This is a genomic window from Streptomyces rubradiris (assembly GCF_016860525.1).
GTDB classification, from domain to species: domain Bacteria; phylum Actinomycetota; class Actinomycetes; order Streptomycetales; family Streptomycetaceae; genus Streptomyces; species Streptomyces rubradiris.
On the sequence record NZ_BNEA01000015.1, the window covers coordinates 749416 to 766680 of the forward strand.

General features: G+C 72.9%; 13 protein-coding genes. 4 read left to right on the forward strand and 9 right to left on the reverse strand.

Annotation, left to right across the window (positions count from 1 at the left end; genetic code table 11):
• Positions 1-187: 187 nt before the first annotated feature.
• Positions 188-889 (forward strand): FadR/GntR family transcriptional regulator, encoded by a 702-nt coding sequence (locus Srubr_RS16680; protein ID WP_189989264.1) that lies wholly within the window; start codon positions 188-190, stop codon positions 887-889.
• A gap of 112 nt (positions 890-1001) precedes the next feature.
• Here Srubr_RS16680 and Srubr_RS16685 read toward each other — a convergent pair whose 3' ends face one another.
• From Srubr_RS16685 to Srubr_RS16710, 6 genes are read right to left on the reverse strand one after another with little or no spacing between them, the layout of a single operon-like run.
• Entirely contained in the window at positions 1002-4022 is a 3021-nt protein-coding gene (locus Srubr_RS16685; RefSeq protein WP_189989266.1) for an alpha-mannosidase, read from the reverse strand.
• A 29-nt stretch (positions 4023-4051) separates the two neighbouring features.
• A complete protein-coding gene (locus Srubr_RS16690) occupies positions 4052-6217 on the reverse strand; it encodes an endo-beta-N-acetylglucosaminidase (RefSeq protein WP_189989267.1) in 2166 nt (721 codons plus the stop codon).
• Positions 6214-7470, reverse strand: coding sequence for a glycoside hydrolase 5 family protein (locus Srubr_RS16695; protein ID WP_189989269.1), 1257 nt, complete (start codon positions 7468-7470; stop codon positions 6214-6216). The genes Srubr_RS16690 and Srubr_RS16695 overlap by 4 nt, the downstream gene beginning before the upstream one ends.
• A 25-nt stretch (positions 7471-7495) precedes the next feature.
• Positions 7496-8401, reverse strand: a complete 906-nt coding sequence (locus Srubr_RS16700) for a carbohydrate ABC transporter permease (protein WP_189989271.1) — start codon at positions 8399-8401, stop codon at positions 7496-7498.
• Positions 8398-9285, reverse strand: coding sequence for a carbohydrate ABC transporter permease (locus Srubr_RS16705; RefSeq protein ID WP_189989273.1), 888 nt, complete (start codon positions 9283-9285; stop codon positions 8398-8400). Before Srubr_RS16705 ends, Srubr_RS16700 begins: the two co-directional genes overlap by 4 nt.
• Before the next feature lie 6 nt (positions 9286-9291).
• Positions 9292-10575, reverse strand: a complete 1284-nt coding sequence (locus Srubr_RS16710; protein ID WP_189989275.1) for an ABC transporter substrate-binding protein — start codon at positions 10573-10575, stop codon at positions 9292-9294.
• Positions 10576-10829: 254 nt separating this feature from the next.
• Between Srubr_RS16710 and Srubr_RS16715 the strand changes: the two genes are divergently transcribed.
• Together Srubr_RS16715 and Srubr_RS16720 are read left to right on the forward strand one after the other, a co-directional pair.
• Positions 10830-11903 (forward strand): LacI family DNA-binding transcriptional regulator, encoded by a 1074-nt coding sequence (locus tag Srubr_RS16715; protein ID WP_373313340.1) that lies wholly within the window; start codon positions 10830-10832, stop codon positions 11901-11903.
• A gap of 268 nt (positions 11904-12171) precedes the next feature.
• A complete protein-coding gene (locus Srubr_RS16720; RefSeq protein ID WP_189989280.1) occupies positions 12172-13512 on the forward strand; it encodes an amidase in 1341 nt (446 codons plus the stop codon).
• A gap of 10 nt (positions 13513-13522) precedes the next feature.
• Here Srubr_RS16720 and Srubr_RS16725 read toward each other — a convergent pair whose 3' ends face one another.
• Both Srubr_RS16725 and Srubr_RS16730 read right to left on the reverse strand, forming a co-directional pair.
• A complete protein-coding gene (locus Srubr_RS16725) occupies positions 13523-14008 on the reverse strand; it encodes a GNAT family N-acetyltransferase (protein WP_189989282.1) in 486 nt (161 codons plus the stop codon).
• 58 nt (positions 14009-14066) lie between these two features.
• Complete coding sequence (locus Srubr_RS16730; protein WP_189989284.1) at positions 14067-14240, reverse strand: hypothetical protein; 174 nt, start codon at positions 14238-14240, stop codon at positions 14067-14069.
• 495 nt (positions 14241-14735) lie between these two features.
• Here Srubr_RS16730 and Srubr_RS16735 point away from each other — a divergent pair, with 495 nt between their 5' ends.
• Positions 14736-15131: a hypothetical protein gene (locus Srubr_RS16735; RefSeq protein ID WP_189989286.1), complete on the forward strand. Its 396-nt coding sequence runs from the start codon at positions 14736-14738 to the stop codon at positions 15129-15131.
• A 145-nt stretch (positions 15132-15276) separates the two neighbouring features.
• Here the strand turns inward: Srubr_RS16735 and Srubr_RS16740 are convergent, their stop codons facing one another.
• Complete coding sequence (locus Srubr_RS16740) at positions 15277-16770, reverse strand: SDR family NAD(P)-dependent oxidoreductase (RefSeq protein WP_189989288.1); 1494 nt, start codon at positions 16768-16770, stop codon at positions 15277-15279.
• Positions 16771-17265: the final 495 nt, after the last annotated feature.

Genomic DNA, 17265 nt, shown 5'->3' on the forward strand with positions numbered 1-17265 from the left:
GGGAGTGCGAGGTGTGAGGTTCGGGCGTGTCAGGGCGCGGGGATACGGCGGGGGTGACGCCGCATACTTATCAGACCACTGAGCCGCTACGACAGCCTCGTGCACGGAATATCGTTGCCGTTCACTCGAAGTGGTCGGACCACTGGCCTGGCTAGACTGCCACGCACCCGGTGAGTGGAGGAGTGGCGTGGACGATGCGGCCCCGCGCAAGGGCACGGTGACCCAGCGCGCCGTCGAGGAGATCAAGGCGATGATCGCCGAGGGCCGGCTGGAACCGGGCCAGCGGCTGCCCACCGAACGGGAACTCGCCGTACGGCTGGGCATGTCCCGCAGCTCGACGCGGGAGGCGATCCGCGCGCTGACGGTCATGGGTGTGCTGGACGCGCGGCACGGCTCGGGCATCTACGTCGGCGCGCTGGAGGCCGGCGACCTGCTGGAGACCTTCGGGGTGGTCGCGGACCTGTCCCGGGGGCCGCGCCTGGTGGAACTGCTCCAGGTGCGCCGGATCCTGGAGTCCGCGGCGGCCGCGCTGGCCGCCGCGCGCATCACCGACGAGCAACTTGCGGCGGTGGCGGCTCACTTGGCGGCGATGAACGCCACCGACGACCCGGAGGAGATCCTCGCCCACGACCTCGCCTTCCACCGCGAGATCGCGTCCGCCGCGGGCAACGCGACGATGGCCGCCATCCTGGACGGCCTGTCCTCGCGCACCTTCCGCGCCCGCGTCCGGCGCGGCCACCAGGACCAGGACGCCATCACCCGCACCCGCCGCGAACACGCCGCCATCCACCGCGCCCTCGCGGCCCGCGACCCGGAGGCCGCACGAGCGGCGGCAGCGGCCCACGTGGGCGAGGTGGAGGAGTGGCTGCGGGGCCGGGCCGGGGGCTAGTGCCCGGCCCGGCCCCGCCTTGTGCCCGGCCTCGCGCCTGGCCTTGTGCCCGGCCTCGCGCCTGGCCGTGTGCCCGGGGCGCGGCCGGCCGGGAGCGGCCGCGCCACGCCGGTCAGGGGCGGCCGAACCTGAGCGTGACGAGTTCGAACGGACGCAGGCGTACGGTGATCCGCTCGCCCTCGCGGGCCGGCGGCTCCGCGTCCGGCAGCGGGCGTTCCAGCAGGTCGGTGACGGTCACGCCGGTGAAAGCGAAGCCGGTCGTCAGGGTCGCCCGGGCCCGTCCGCCGTGGGCCTCGTGGAAGCGGACGACCACGTCCCCGCTGCCGTCGTCGGCGAGTTTCACCGCCGTCACCACCACCGCGTCGTCGTCCACGCCCACCAGCGGGGCCACCGCGCGGGCGCCGGTCGTGTGCCGCTCCGGCAGGTTGATCCGCCAGCCCTCGCGGACCGCGTCACCGACCGAGGCGCCGACGACCAAGGCGTGCCGGAAGCGGTGGACGCCCTGGTCGGTCTCCGGGTCGGGAAAGCGCGGGGCGCGCAACAGGGACACCCGGACCGTCGTGGTCGTACCGCGGTCGCCGTCCGCGCGGACCGTGCGGGTCACATCGTGGCCGTACGTCGAGTCGTTGACGACCGCCACGCCCCAGCCGGGCTCCTCCAGGTGCACGAAGCGATGGTTGCACGCCTCGAACTTGGCCGCCTCCCAGGAGGTGTTGGTGTGGGTGGGGCGGAAGGCGTGCCCGAACTGGGTCTCGGACGCGTACCGTTCGGCGTGCAGATCGAGCGGGAAGGCCAGCTTCAGGAACTTCTCCGTCTCGTGCCAGTCCACCTCGGTGTCGACGACCAGCCGGCGTTCACCCGGCGGCAGGGACAGCAGCTGGGTGACCCGGGACGAACCGAAGGACCGGACGATCCGCACCGAGGCGCCGTCCTCGCCGGCCGTGACCGACTCGGCGCCGGTGAGGTCGGTGACGGTGTTGCGGTAGAAGGAGTCGACGTCCCAGGCGTCCCACATGTTCGGGAAGTCCGGGTGGAGTTGGAGGAGGTTGGCGGCGGTCCCGGGGGCGATGGCCTCGCGGCCGGCGGCGGGATCGTGGACGGAGACGACCAGGCCCCGGGCGTCCACGGTGATCCGCAGCAGGCCGTTGTCCAGCCTGAACCCGCCGTCCTCCTGGGGCGTGAGGGTGCTGGTGCCGGGCGCGTCCGGGGTGGCGGCGGCGCCCGCCGGGACGCCGTGCCGGGCGTGCGGGGCGGAGTTGAACAGCAGCGGGGTCGTCCCCTCGCCCGCCAGGGCGCGCTGGGCCGCGTCGATGACCGCGGTCAGTTCCGCGGTCAGCCGCTCGTACGTCGCCCGGGCCTCCCGGTGCACCCAGGCGATGGACGAACCGGGCAGGATGTCGTGGAACTGGTGCAGCAGCACCGTCTTCCAGAAGCGGTCCAAGTCCTCGTACGGGTAGGGGAACCCGGTGCGCACGGCGGCGGTCGCCGCCCAGAGCTCGGCCTCGCGCAGCAGGTGTTCGGCGCGCCGGTTGCCCTGCTTGGTCCGGGCCTGGCTGGTGAGGGTGGCGCGGTGCAGTTCGAGGTACAACTCCCCGACCCAGACGGGTGGTTCGGGGTATTCGGCCTCGGCCTGCTCGAAGAAGGCGCGTGGGGTCTCCCAGCGGACGGTGGCCGAGCCCTCCAGGTCGCGCAGCCTGGCCGCCTTGGCGACCATCTCGCGTGTGGTGCCGCCGCCTCCGTCGCCCCAGCCGGTGGGGGCGAGGGAGTGCCGGGCCCTGCCCTTGTCCCGGAAGTTGCGTACCGCGTGGGCGATCTCGCTGCCCTTCATCGAGCAGTTGTAGGTGTCGACCGGCGGGAAGTGCGTGAAGATCCGGGTGCCGTCGATGCCCTCCCAGTGGAAGGTGTGGTGCGGGAACTTGTTGGTCTGCGACCAGGAGATCTTCTGGGTCAGCAGCCACTTGGAGCCGGCCGCCTTGATGATCTGCGGCAGTCCCGCGGCGAACCCGAAGGTGTCCGGCAGCCACGCCTCCTCGTTCTCGATGCCGAACTCGTCGAGGAAGAACCGCTTGCCGTGCGTGAACTGCCGGGCCATCGCCTCCGAGCCGGGCATGTTGGTGTCCGACTCCACCCACATCCCGCCGGCCGGCACGAACCGCCCCTCGGCGACGGCCTTCTTCACCCGCGCCCACACCTCGGGACGGTGCTCCTTCACCCACGCCCACTGCTGGGCCTGGGACATGGCGAAGACGAAGTCCGGCTCGTCCTCCAGCAGCGCGGTCATGTTGGACACCGTCCGGGCCACCTTGCGCACGGTCTCGCGCAGCGGCCACAGCCAGGCGGAGTCGATGTGGGCGTGCCCGACGGCGCCGATCCGGTGCGCGGAGGGGACGGCGGGGGCCGACAGCACGCCGGTGAGCCGTTCCCGGGCCCGGCCGGCGGTGGCGTTCACGTCCTGGAGATCGACGGTGTCCAGGGCCTGTTCGACCGCGCGCAGGATGTCCCAGCGGCGCGGGGAGTCCACGGGCAGCTCGGCCATCAGCTCGCCGAGCACCTCCAGGTCCATGACCAACTGCCACACGGTCTCGTCGAACACGGCGAGGTCCATGCGGGCCAGGGTGTACTGGGGTTCGGTGCCGGCGGTGTCCTTGTCGCCGAGCCAGGTGGGCCGGAAGGGGTGGTAGTCGAGGATGACCGGGTTGGAGGCGGCCTCGATGTGCAGGCGCACCTCTTCGCCGCCCGCGACGGGCGCGCCGATCCGCACCCACTGGTTGCGCGGGTTGAGGCCCTTCACGGGGGTGCCGTCGGGCCGGTAGACCAGGCCCTCGCACTGGAAGCCGGGCATGTTCTCGTCGAAGCCCAGGTCGAGCAGGGCCTCGACGGTCCGCCCGGCCCACGCCTCGGGCACGGTCCCGGTCACCCGGAACCAGCTGGTGCCCCAGGGAGCACCCCAGCGGGCGCCCACCGCGATCGGCTCGGGCTCGGCGGCCAGCCCCTCGGCGACCGGCACCGGCTCGCCGGGCGCGTGCCACACCGCGACCTGGAGCGGCACGGACTCGGGGTACACGGCGGGGCGGATACGTTCGTCGAGCACGCGCCTGAGGCGGGCTTCCACCAGCGTGCGGTCGTCATGCATGCGGGGTGCTCCCTGCGGGTTCCGGGTGATTACCAGGGGTGGGTGACGGTGACGGGGGCCGAGGCGTTGTAGAGCTCCCCCACGGCGCGCACTTCGAACCGTGCGGCCGGCTCGCCCTGCTCGGGCCGCAGGCCGGTGACGAACCAGGCGCGCTGGCCGGTGGCGCCGAGGAAGCGGCGGGTGCCGTCGGCCAGGAGGCGGTGGAGGGTGTAGTGGCGGACGGGGCCGGGGGCGGGGTTCCAGGCGAGCCGGAGGTCACCGCCGTTCGCCGCGGTGACGCGGGCGGCGGAGGGGGCGGCGGGGGCCGGCGGGGTGCCGTCGGGGCGGACGGCGAGGCCGCCGAGCCGCCAGCGCACCGGGGTCGCGCCGTCGGTGGGGGTGAGCCGGACGCCGAGAGCGTGCACGGTTCCGGAGAGGCCGGTGAGCGGGATGCTGACGGTCTGCCAGCTGTTGACCGAGTTCACACGGGCGTGGGCGCTGCCGGAGTCTCCGCGCGCTTCTGGGTGAGCCGAGTTCACACCCTCTGGCGCCTGATCGGAGTTCACACCCGTCCCTCCGACCGTCGCCTGCCCCACAGCCCGCGTGTTGACCGAGTTCACAGCCAGATACCTGTACGGCGGCGTCTCCCCCGGTCCGCTCGGTGGCGCCGTTGCCACCGCCAGTTCGACGTTCACACCCCCAGACTCGCCCCGACACGTCAGGTCGACAACCGTGTTCACAGCGATCGGCAGCCGGGTCGCGTACAGGTCCAGCACCACTGGTTGATCGAGTTCACCCGCCACCAGCACGCTGCTCCCGCCTCGCCAGGCGTCGGCGAAGTCGAAGGCGACCGTCGGCCGCGTGCCCGCCGTCCGGACCACCCACCGCCGTGACGGCAACCGGTCCTGGAGGCCGAGATGGTTCCAGGGGCTCTCCGAGACGACGGCCCCCTCCTCGTACCACCGCAGCCCGTGCCCCGTGTTGAACACGGTCGCGAACGGCACGGACGTCACCGTCGACCGGTCCGCCACGGACACCGCGGGCGCCCGCCACGGATCGCCCGGGTCGGGCCGCGACGGGTCCGCGGACCGACCGGTCCAGAACCGGTCGTCGGCCGCGTGGAAGTCCCCGGGGGCGCGGCGGTCGGCAGGCAGGTGGTTCCGGGTCCACTCGGGCCGGTAGAACCCGATCGAGGTGACGTGCGGCTTCCCGGCCGGCACGATCGCGTCCCAGTTCACGTACGTGCCGGACCCGTTCGACTCGACATCGACGCCGGCCCACAGTTCGTAGCGGCTGCGCCCCAGCCGGTCCGCCTTCGTACCGGAGGACGCCAGCGAGGCCGCGCTCCACCGGAAGTCCACGAACATGCCGTCGGCGGCCTCGAAGAACGCCTGGTTCTGGCTGGTCAGCGCGCCCTGCCAGCTGACCGTGCCGTTCACGGTCAGCGCGTCGTACCAGGTCACCCGCTGTCCCTTGGCCGCCGCCAGCGCCCTCAGCTCCTTGACGAAGCCCAGCATGGCCGTGCCCAGCGCGGTGTTCCCGCCGCCCGTCTCGGCGTTCAGGAACCAGCCGTCGAAGCCGTACGCCGCCGCCACCGCGACAAGTTGCGCGGCGAGCGGGTAGTGGCCGGTGGCGTCCTGCTGCACCAGGTCCCGGGTCCACTGGAGCTGTCCGCCGTAGGCCGCCGGTGGCAGGAAGACGTTCCCGAGGACGGGGACGCCGTGCCGGTGGGCCGCGTCGACGACCGGGGCGTTCGGGGCGAGGATCAGGCCCTCGCCGGCCGAGCCGCCCCAGAACACCAGCTCGTCGATGTACGCCCAGTGGGTGAGCGCGTAGTAGTCGGCGGTGGCCGAGCCCTGGGAGGGGTTGGCCGACGTCGGCCCGAAGGAGACCAGCGCCTGGACGCGGGCCTGCCCCGTGCGGGCGGTGGGGTTCGCCGGGGTCGGGGTGAAGCGCGGGGCGAGGGGCACGGTCGCGGCGTTGAAGGCGAGGTCGGGGTCGTCCGCGGCGCGCCAGCTCTTCAGGCTGCGCCAGGTGATGCCGGGGCCGGGGCTGCCGGCGGGCAGCGAGTCCGGGTACCAGTAGGCGGCGTACGGCGGGGTGGCGGCGGTGGCACGCGGGGCGGCCGTGGCGGGCGAGGCGGCCGTGGCGGGCGGTGCGGGGGCGAGGGCCGCGGCACCGGCGGCGATGAGGACGGTGCGTCTGCTGGGGTTCACGAGCGGGTGCCTCCTCGGAGGGCGGGGAGTACCTGGCCGGGCGTGACGACGTCGGTGATGCCGCGCGCGGCGAGGTGGTCCCGGTCGTCGGCTCGGGTGTCGAGCACGGTGGTCGGGCGGGTGCCGTCGGCGACGAGCCGGAAGTAGGCGTCGAAGACGTCGCCGCCGGGCGCGCAGCGGGAGCGGCGGTCCGGCGCGGCGGGGACGACGAGGGCCGTACGGCGCGCGGCCGGGGCGCGGTGGCCGGCGCGGGCGGCGTCGGCCAGCACGCGGGCGATGTCCTTGGGCCGTCGTTCACCGGTGAACAGACCCAGGGAGTACTCGAGTTCGGGGAAGTCGGCGAGCGTGCGCGACACGTCGTGGGAGCACCACCAGGTGATGCCCCACAGGTCGGGGCAGTCCAGCACGTTGCCGATCGTGGCTTCGGCGAAGGCGGCGGCGTGCTCGGCGGGCACCAGCGGCGCGGGGGCGCCGACCTCCTGGAGCCAGACCGGCCGGTGCGGGTCGTCCGCCCATGCCTTGGCGAGTTCGACCAGGTAGGCGGCGTGGTGCTCGGCGGGCACGGAGGTACGGCCGTGGCGTTGGGCGGTTCCGTTGAACACCCAGGAGTGCACGGCGGTGACGGCGCCGAGCCGGGCGGAGTGGGCGGGGGTGAAGGGCTGGTCGTCCTGGTACCAGGCGGCGTCGTAGGAGGCGTGCAGATGGAGACGGCCGGGGGCGCCCTCGGCGCAGGCGTCCAGCATCCGGGTGAGCCAGCGTCCGGCCTCGTCGGCGGTCACCGGGTCGGGGTCGGGGTGGGGGCCGGCGGCGAACTGGTTGACCTCGTTGCCGACGGTCATGCCGAGGAAGTGCGGCCGGTCGGCGAGGGCGGCGGCGAGGGTACGCAGATAGGCGGCCTGCCCGGCGGTGACGTCCGGGTCGGTGAAGAGGTTGCGGCGGTGCCAGGTACGGGTCCAGGCGGGCAGGAAGTCGAAGCTGGACAGGTGGCCCTGCAGTCCGTCCACGGCGGTGTCGAGGCCGCGTTCGGCGGCGGCGTCGGTGAGGGCCACGAGCTGCTCGACGGCGCGGGGGCGGATCAGGGTGCGGTTGGGCTGGAAGTACGGCCACAGCGGGAAGACGCGGATGTGGTCCAGGCCGAGCGCGGCGATGGCGTCGAGATCGGCGCGCACGGAGTCGAGGTCGAAGTCCAGCCAGTGGTGGAACCAGCCTTGACTGGGCGTGTAGTTGACGCCGAAGCGTACGGCGGGAGGCATGCGGTGTCCTTGCGCTCGGGGGGGTTCAGCCCTTGACGGCGCCCTCGCCGACGCCTCGGAAGAAGTACCGCTGGAGGCAGGCGAACAGGGCGATGAGCGGCGCCACGGCGATGACCGTGCCGGCGGCGACCAGGCGTTCGTCGTTGGCGAAGGTGCCGTGCAGATAGTTGAGGCCGATGGTCAGGGTGAACTTGGAGGGGTCGCTGAGCACGATCAGCGGCCACAGGAAGTCGTCCCAGGCGCCCATGAAGGCGAAGATCGCCACGACGGCGAGGGTGCCCTTGACCGAGGGCAGGGCGACCCGCAGGAACCGCTGCCAGACGTTGGCGCCGTCGACGTAGGCGGCCTCCTCGATCTCGTAGGGCAGGGCACGGAAGGCGCCCCGCATCAGCAGGACGTTCATCGCGCCGACGGCGCCGGGCAGGACGACGCCGATGAGCGTGTTGTTCAGGCCGAGTTCGCGCATGGTGGTGAACTGGGCGATGACGATGCCCTCGACGGGTACGAGCATCGCCAGCACGAAGACGAGCGTGGTCACGCGCCGGCCGCGGTAGCGCAGCCGGGCCAGGGCGTATCCGGCGAGGGCCGAACCGACGCAGTTGGTCACGACGTTGGCGGCGGCGACCTTCAGGGAGTTCAGGGCGTAGTCCCAGACCGGGATGGTGTCGGCGACCCGGGCGTAGTTGTGCAGGGTGGGATGGGCGGGCAGGAGGCGGGGCGGGGAGCTGTAGATGTCCTCGGTGGGGCCCTTGAGGGAGGTGGCCAGCTGCCAGAGGAACGGGCCGGTGGTCAGGGCGAGGACGGCGAGGAGCAGCAGGTACCGCCAGAGCAGTTCGCCGGGCCGCACGCGGCGGCCGTCGTCGTCGGTGACGCGGGGCTCCCGGACCGTGGCGGCGGGCCGCTCGGGGCGGACCTTCTCCAGGACGCTCACGCTTCCTCCTTCCGGTCGGCGCGCAGGACGAGCAGCATCAGGACGACGGTGACGGCGAACACGACGACGGAGAGGGCGGAGGCGTAGCCGACCCGGCCGGTCAGGCCGGTGCCGGTGCGCTGGACGAGCATGACCAGGGTGGTGTCCTCGCCGGCCGGGCCGCCGCTCGGGCCCGCCATCAGGTACACCTCGGAGAACACCTTGAAGGCGGCGACCGAGGAGAGCGCGGCGACCAGCACCATGGTGGACCGTACGGCGGGCACGGTGACGGACAGGAAGCGGCGCACCGGTCCGGCCCCGTCGACGGCAGCGGCCTCGTGCAGTTCGCGTGGCACGTTCGCCAGCGCTGCCAGGTAGATGACCATGTAGTAGCCGAGGCCCTTCCACACGGTGACCGCCATGGCGCTGAACAGGAGCAGCCACTGGTCGCTGAGGAACCCGATCCGGCCGATGCCCACCGTCTCCAGCACCGAGTTGACCAGGCCGCGTTCGTCCAGCAGCCACACCCAGATCAGGCCCACCACGACGATCGAGGCGACGACGGGGGTGTAGAAGGCGGAGCGGAAGAAGGTGATCCCGGGGATGTTCCGGCGCACCAGCAGGGCGAGCAGCAGCGGCAGGACGACGAGTGCGGGGACGACGACGAGGACGTAGAGGACGCTGTTGCGCAGGCCCGTCCAGAACATGTCGTCGTGGAGCAGTTCGCGGAAGTTGGCGAGCCCGACGAAGCGGCCGGGGAGCAGGGTGCGGCGGTCGGTGAAGGAGTTCACCAGGGTGGAGACGAAGGGGTACAGCACGAAGGCGCCGGCGATCAGCAGTCCTGGTGCGGCGAACAGCCAGGGACTGGTGGGCAGTTGCCGCCGTACGCGCAGGGGTGCGGCCATGGCGGGTCAGCCCCGGAGCAACCGGTCGGCGGCCCTGACAGCGTTGTCGAGGGCTTCCTCGGGGCTCTCCTTGCCCTGGAGCGCCTTGGCGACCTCGTTGCGCAGCGCGGTCTTCATCTGCTCGCTGAACAGCACGGGCGTGTAGTTGACCGCGTCCTTCAGTGACTTGGCGGCGGCGACGCGTACCCGGGTCTCGTCGGTGCCGTCCTCCCTGGTGAAGTACGGGTCGTCGAGCGAGCCGGCGGTGCTCGGGAACACGGCGACCCGCTTGGCGAAGGCCATCTGGTTCCGGGCGTCGGTGACGAAGTGGGCGAAGGCGACGGCGGCCGGGGTGTGCCGCGTGCGGGAGTTGACCATCACGCCCATCACGTACATGTTGACGTGTCCGGTGCTGGTGATCTGGTCGGTGATGCCGATGTTCCGGTACAGGCTCGGGGCGTTCTTCTTGAAGTTGCCGAGGTCCAGGGCGCTGCCGGGGTTCATGGCGACGGCGCCGGTGAGGAACTTCTTGCCGGCCGACTCGCCGGTGGCGGTCAGGGCCTGCGGGTCGAGGGCCTTGGCGTCGTACAACTGCTTGTACTTGGTGAGCAGTTCGACGCCCTTGGGGTCGTTGAAGGTGAATGCGGTGCCCTGTTCGTTCATGAGCGGGACGCCGTAGCGGCCGAAGTCCTCGATGGTGGGCACGTTGGCGAGGGTGGCGACCTTTCCGCCGCTCTTCTCGGCCATTTCCAGGGCGGTGGCGAAGAGTTCGTCGTATGTCCTCGGGGGCTTCCGGGGGTCGAGTCCGGCCTTTTCGAAGAGGGCTTTGTTGTAGAAGAGCGGGCCGGTGTTGAGGTACCAGGGGAAGGCGTAGGTGCCGGTCGTGCCGGGGACCTGGTGTCCGGCCCAGGCGCCGGGCAGGTATTCCTTCCGGTAGCGGGCGGCGGCCTTGTCGAGGTCCAGCGCGAGGCCCGCCCGGGCGAGCGGGGCGACGAGGTCCGGGGAGACGTTGACGACGTCGGGCAGGGTGCCGCCGCCCGCGTCCGCGCTGATCTTGTCGGCGTATCCCTCGGCGGGCTGGTCGATCCACTTGACGTGGGTGTCCGGGTACTTCTCCTCGAAGGCCGCGATCAGATCCTCGAAGTAGTCCTTGAAGTTGGCGCGCAGGTTCCAGGTCTGGAAGGTGATGTCGCCCTCCACCTTGCCGGAGGCGTCGCCCGTGCCGCCGGCACCGCCGCCCGAGCCGCAGGCGCTCAGCGGCAGGACGAGGGCGACGGCGACGGCGGTGAGGGCTCTGCGGGAGATGGGCACGGACACGGCTCCCTTGCTGTGTCGGGGCTGTGGGTGGCGCGAAAGACCTTGCACAGGGCGTTCCGGGAAAGTCAATGGATTCGTCGCCGCCAAAGCATTCCGTCCGGCACAAGTGCAGGTCGGCGTCTACTCGCCGGGACCTTGCAAGAGTTGACTAATGCGCTTTAGGGTCTTGACACTCAAGCGCTTCAGCGGTTCCCTGCCGAAGGGGAGGAAACGTGCCGACCAGACGGTCCCCCGCCCGCCGGCCCACGATGAAGGACATCGCCCGGCGTGCCGGGGTGTCCGAGAGCGCCGTGTCCTTCGCGCTCAACGACCGCCCCGGCGTCTCGGAGGCCACCCGGGCCCGGGTGCGCCGCGTCGCCGAACAGCTGGGCTGGCGGCCGAGTACGGCCGCCCGCGCGCTGTCCGGGGAGGGCGCGGCCACGGTCGGCTTCGTGCTGGCCCGCCCGGCGACCACGCTGGGCGTCGACTCCTTCTTCCTCCAGCTCGTCTCCGGCATCCAAGGGGTGCTGGCGGAGCGCCACTTGGGCCTGCTGTTCCAGGTGGTGGAGGACGTGGCCGGCGAGTGCGCGGTGTACCGGCGCTGGTGGGCCGAGCACCGGGTGGACGGCGTGCTGGTGGTCGATCCGCGCGCCGACGATCCGCGTCCCGGTCTGCTGGACGAACTGTCCCTGCCGGCCGTGGTGATCGGCGGCGCCCCGGACGAGCGGCATCCGGGGCTGTCCACGGTCTGGGCGGACGACGCGGGCGCGATGGCCTCGGTGGTGGGCGAGTTGACCGCTCTGGGCCATCGCCGGATCGTGCACATCGCCGGCCTGCCGGGCCTCGCGCACACCCAGCGCCGCATCCGCACACTGCGCGCCGAGGCGGAGCGGCGGGGGCTCGCCGAGGTGGAGTCGGTGACGACCGACTACTCCGGCACCGAGGCCGCCGTCGTCACCCGCCGGGTCCTGCGCGGCCCCGCTCCCCCGACGGCCCTGGTGTACGACACCGATGTGATGGCCGTCGCCGGTCTCGCCGCCGCCGCGGAGCTGGGCTTCTCGGTGCCGGCCGATCTGTCGGTGGTGGCCTGGGAGGACTCGGCCCTGTGCCGCATGGTCACGCCGTGGCTGTCGGCGCTGTCCCGGGACAGCGTGGAGTTCGGGTCGACAGCGGCCCGGGAGCTGCTGGCCCTGCTGGACGGCGGCCCGGCCCGGACGGTACGGGTACCGGTCCCCCGGCTGATCGAGCGGGACAGCACGGGCCCGGCACGAACGGACCGGCGATCACGCCTCGGGACCGGGAACGGCGTTACGGGCGACGGTGGTTCGGACGCCGACGCGTGAACCAACGGCCGGGCCACGGCCAGAAAGCCGAACCGGCACCCGGGGCTGCGGGCACGCCCCTGGAACCGACCGAACCCCGGGCACCGAACCGCTGCGACACCCGGGCCGCCGGCACGGAGACGACCCGCCGGCCGGGCCGCGAGCGCCGGCCCCGGTCCGTCGGCCCCTCGACGTACCGGGCCCGGCGGTGCACAGTTCTCCCTACGCGCCTTCATACCGACGGGTAACCGAGGGGGGCGCGCAGCCTACGAACACCCGAGGAGCGTCCGTGAGCAACTGGGCCGGCCGGAGTGCCGCCGAGATCGCCGCCGCCGTCCGCGAGAAGCGGGTCACACCCCGGGAGGTGGTGGCCGAACATCTCACGCGGATCGAGCGGTCGGACGGCCGGGTCGGGGCGTTCCGGAAGGTCCGGGCGCGGGCGGCGCTCGTCGAGGCCGACGAGGTGGCCGCCCGGGCGGAACTGGCCGAACTGCCGCTCGCGGGCGTGCCGGTGGCGGTCAAGGACAACCTGGCGGTGCGCGGCGAGTCGTGCCGCAACGGCTCCGCCGCCACCCCGGACACCCCGGCCGCCGAGGACCATGTGACGGTGGCCCGGCTGCGCGCGGCGGGGGCGGTGGTGGTCGGCCTGACGAACGTGCCCGAGCTGTGCGTCTTCGGCACCACGGAGGGCCCGTACGGCATCGCCCGCAATCCCTGGGATCCGTCCCGCACGGCGGGCGGCTCCTCCGGCGGCAGCGCGGCGGCGGTGGCCGCCGGGCTGGTGCCGCTGGCGCTCGGCAACGACGGGATGGGCTCGCTGCGCATCCCGGCCGCGAACTGCGGGCTGGTCACGCTGAAGCCGGGGCACGCGGTGGTGCCGGCCGGGATCGGCCACGGCGACTGGTTCGGCATGTCGGAGAACGGGCCGCTGGCCACGACGGTGGAGGATCTGCGGCTGATGCTGGGCGTCCTCGCCGACGCGGAGTTCGTACGGCGGGAGGAGCGGGGCCCGTTGAGGATCGCCGTCGCGCTGCGCAGCCCGCTCGCCGGGGTGCCGGTGAGCCGGCCGTATACGGACGCGGTGCGGCGGGCGGCCGGGGCGCTGGCCCGGTCCGGGCACCGGGTGCGGCGGGCGGAACCGCCGTACCCGCCCTCCCTCGGGGTGACCGCGCTCCGGCACTGGACGGCAGGGACGGCGATGGACGCGGAGGGCCTGGACCCGGCCCGGCTGGCCCGCCGGACCCGGGTGCACGCGGCCGTGGGCCGCCGCTTCACCCGCGCGGTCCGCACCGGGGCCGCCCGGGACCGGCTGCGCGCCCGGCTGACGCCGTTCTTCACCGAGCACGACATGCTGCTCACCCCGGCCCTGGCCCGCCGCTCCCCGCAGGCCGGGCCGTGGCACGAGCGCGGCTGGCTGCGCAACGTCCTCGCCAACTCCGCCTGTTCGCCGTTCACTCCGCCGTGGAACCTGACCGGCTGGCCGGCGATGTCCGTGCCGGTCGGCACCCTGCCCTCGGGCGCCCCCTGCGCCGTACAGCTGGTGGGCCGGCCGGGCACGGAGTCCCTGCTACTGGGCGTGGCCGAGGAGTTGGCGGAGCTGATCCCCTGGCGGCGGACGGCGGGAGCGTGACGAACAGGGCCTACTCCAGCGACCGGTACATGATGTGCAGCCCCACCCTGCCGTGCCGCGGGTGCTCGAACGCCTCCGGGACCGTGCCGAGGATCGTGAAGCCGAGGGACGTCCACAGGGCGACGGCGGGGTTGGTCTCGACCACGGCGTTGAAGACCATCGCGCGGTAGCCGTGCGTCCGGGCCTCGGCCAGCACGTGGACGGCGAGGGCACGGCCGATGCCGCGGCCGGTGTGGTCGGGGTCGACCATGAAGCCGGCGTTGGCGACGCGGGCGGCGGGTCCGCCGTAGTTGGGCGTGAGGTAGGCCGACCCGACCACGGCTCCGCCGGCGTCCTCGGCGACGTAGACCCGCTTGGCCGGGCTCATCCACAGCTCGCGGGCCGCTTCCTCGGTGGTGTGGGGGTCCCAGGCGTAGGTCTCGGCGGCGGCGACGATCCGGTGCCAGAAAGGCCAGATCCGCGGCCAGTCCCCGGCCGTGGCTTCTCTGATCAGCATGGGCGCGAGTCTGTCACGCCCACACGGACGGCGATCGCGGCGGGCCGGGGCGGGAGGGTCAGTCCACGCTCGGCAGGATGTGCGGCTCGGCCAGGTCGTCCTCGTAGCCGGCGAGGCGGATCGGGGCGGAGCGGGCCCACACCTCAAGGCTGCCGAGTTCTCCGGGCCTGCGGCGCCCGCGCTCCGCGCGTTCCTCGGGGCGTTGTTCGCGATTCGTCTTCTCCGGTGTCACCGCGCACTCCTTATGTGTCGGGTCACCCTCGGGGCATACCGGACAGTCGACGCCATGGCGCCGGGCGCCCGCTCGGGTCTGGTGGGAAAGCCGATTACGGACGCGGTGGCGCCGGTTTCCGCTGCCGGAGCGAACCGTTGTGGACCGGCGTGCCCCAGGACGGACGGTGGGTGTGGGTGAGACCCCGTACTGTTGTCCGCCGACTCCCAGATTAACCAAATGAGCGGACATCCGCTCGATAGGGAATGCAAACAAGGTGTAACCACTGTGCTTCGCGCGGCCTCCCAATAGCCCCCAATATGGGGCCTTTTCCCACAAGATGCTCACTCGTACGACGTCCGGAATCACCCGTACGGCGGATATGAACGAACGCCTCTTCGAAATAAGTTGGGGAACGGTTGACCGACCCGGCGCAGTTCAAGTGTCGTTGGCCGGGCGGCAAACCGGCCATGGTCTGCTGACGCGGCAACGGCTGTCTCGCGGAAGGACTGACGCATGGAGCTGCGCAGCGTCGAGGAGCTGATGGATCTGCTGGACGCCGGTCGGCACCGGCACGCGCTGCGGACCGCCGCGCTGCTGCGCCGCGGCCGCCCCGCCGACAAGGAGCTCCAAGTGGCGGGCCTGGTCAGGGGCATTGGACCGGTGCTGTGCGCGGGCGACGAGGCGGCCCGGGCCGACAGTGCGGCACAGGCGGTGCGTTCCCTGCTCGGGGAGCGGGTGTCCCGGCTGGTCCGCGCGGACGCGGACCCGGCCGACGACGATGTGCTGCGGCTGTGCCAGGCCGAGGAGGAGGCCGGCACGGCCGCCTTCGACGCGGGCGTGCTGGAGGACTGGCGCACCGTGCTGGAGCTGGTGGCGGCCGGCACGTGCCGGCTCGGCGCGGTCGACTGAGACACGGCCGGCCGATCCACGGCGCCCGCCGGGCCGCGGTCGCGCCCGGGCGCGGTGGACCGGGGTCGCTCCCGGGCGCGGTGGACCGGGGTCGCTCCCGGGCGTGGTGGACCGGGGCGCGCCCCGGCCAACACCCGCCCGCCGCTCACCACTTGCCGGGCGCGTAGTCCTTCAGGAAGACGCCGTACAGGTCCTCGCCCGCCTCGCCGCGCACGACCGGGTCGTAGACGCGGGCGGCGCCGTCGACCAGGTCGAGCGGGGCGTGGAAGCCGGCCTCGGCGAGACGCAGCTTGTCGTAGTGGGGGCGCTCGTCGGTGATCCAGCCGGTGTCGACCGAGGTCATCAGGATCCGGTCGGACTCGAACATCTCCTGGGCGCTGGTCCGCGTCACCATGTTCATCGCGGCCTTGGCGGCGTTGGTGTTCGGGTGGCCCGCGCCCTTGTAGCCACGGCTGAAGACGCCCTCCATGGCCGAGACGTTCACGATGTACGCCCGTCCGCTCGCCGCCTTGCGCGCGGCCTCGGCCATGGCCGGGCGGAGCTTGCTGATCAGGATGAACGGCGCGGTGTAGTTGCAGAGCTGGGTCTCCAGCAGCTCCACCGGGGAGATCTGGTCGATGGTCTGCACCCAGGTGTTGGTGTCGACGACGTCCGGGAGCAGACCGCCCGCGTCGATGGCGGTGCCGTCGAGGTGTCGGGCGACGCTGGCGTTGCCCGCGACCAGGGCGAGGTCGGCTACCTTCTGCGCGTCCAGCCCGCTGGTGCCGACGGGCAGCGCGGCCAGGCCGTCGACCGCGCCGGAGTTGAAGGCGCCGATGACGTGGTGGGCGGGCAGTTCGCCGGCGGGCAGCGGGGCGCTCTCGCCATCGACCAGGGCGGCGTAGGCGGAGGGCAGGCGGCGCACGGTCTGCGTGGCGTTGTTGATCAGGATGTCCAGCGGGCCGGCCTCGGCGACCCGGTCGGCCAGTGCGACGGCCTGGGCCGGGTCGCGCAGGTCGATGCCGACGACCTCCAGCCGGTGCAGCCAGTCCGCCGAGTCCTCCATCGCCTTGAAACGGCGGATGGCGTCCTTCGGGAACCGGGTCGTGACGGTCGTGTGCGCGCCGTCGCGCAGCAGCCGCAGCGCGATGTACATGCCGATCTTGGCCCGGCCGCCGGTGAGCAGGGCGCGCTTGCCGGTGAGGTCGGCACGGGCGTCCCGCTTGGCGCGGTTGACGGTGGCGCAGTCGGGACAGAGCTGGTGGTAGAAGTAGTCGACTTCCACGTACCGCGTCTTGCAGGTGTAGCAGGAGCGCGGGCGCTGGAGTATCCCCGCGATCCTGCCCTCCTCGACCTTGGAGGACGGCAGGATGCCCTCGGTCTCGTCGTCGATGCGCTCGGCCGAGCCGGTGGCGGTGGCCTCGGTGACGGCGCGGTCGTGGGCGGTCTTGGCGGCCCGGCGCTCCTGGCGGCGGCGCTGCTTGACCGTGCGGTAGATGTGCGAGGTGGCCCGGCGCACCTTGATCGCGTCGGGGTGGTCGACGTCGAGCCGGTCCAGTTCCTCCAGCACGCTCAGGCAGACGGCGAGCCGCTCGGGGTCGATACCGGGCCCGTAGACCATCTCGTCCATGGACGCCGAACCGTCCTCTGTCACCGTCATCGCGCTGCCGTTCCCCTGGTCACCCGAGCGGCGCTCCGACTCGCGTCCGCTTTCGAACAGCGAATTTTACGGAGCGCCGGGCCGGTGGGCCAAACCGCCGCCGATTCCGGTGCCCGCGGACCACCGGCGTCCCGCTCCGCCGCCGGGTCCGCCCGCACCCGTCGCGGAGCCGCGCGGAGGACACGGCCGGCACCCCAGGGCCGCCCGAGGCCGCTCCCGCCAAGGGCCGCGAGCCGGCCCCGGGACCGGTCCCCGCCAAGCGGTACGCGCCCGATCCCGGGGCCGGCCCCCGCCAAGCATTACGCGCCCGCCCCCGAGACCGGCCCCCCGACGAACCAGGACAGCCAGCCCCCGAGCCGCCCCCGCCAGGCGGCGCGCCTGAGCCGATCCCCGCACAGGGGTACACGCCGAACCCCGAGACCGAACCCCCGACAAACCGGGACAGCCAGCCCCTTCAGCCGCCCCCGCCAAGCGGCACGCGCGGGCCGGCCCCCG

Coding starts and splice junctions, on each gene's coding strand:
- Srubr_RS16685 (WP_189989266.1), bottom strand. CDS start 4,022: ATGCATGACGACCGCACGCTGGTGGAAGCCCGCCTCAGGCGCGTGCTC.
- Srubr_RS16695 (WP_189989269.1), bottom strand. CDS start 7,470: ATGCCTCCCGCCGTACGCTTCGGCGTCAACTACACGCCCAGTCAAGGC.
- Srubr_RS16705 (WP_189989273.1), bottom strand. CDS start 9,285: ATGGCCGCACCCCTGCGCGTACGGCGGCAACTGCCCACCAGTCCCTGG.
- Srubr_RS16715 (WP_373313340.1), top strand. CDS start 10,830: ATGAAGGACATCGCCCGGCGTGCCGGGGTGTCCGAGAGCGCCGTGTCC.
- Srubr_RS16725 (WP_189989282.1), bottom strand. CDS start 14,008: ATGCTGATCAGAGAAGCCACGGCCGGGGACTGGCCGCGGATCTGGCCT.
- Srubr_RS16735 (WP_189989286.1), top strand. CDS start 14,736: ATGGAGCTGCGCAGCGTCGAGGAGCTGATGGATCTGCTGGACGCCGGT.
- Srubr_RS16740 (WP_189989288.1), bottom strand. CDS start 16,770: ATGACGGTGACAGAGGACGGTTCGGCGTCCATGGACGAGATGGTCTAC.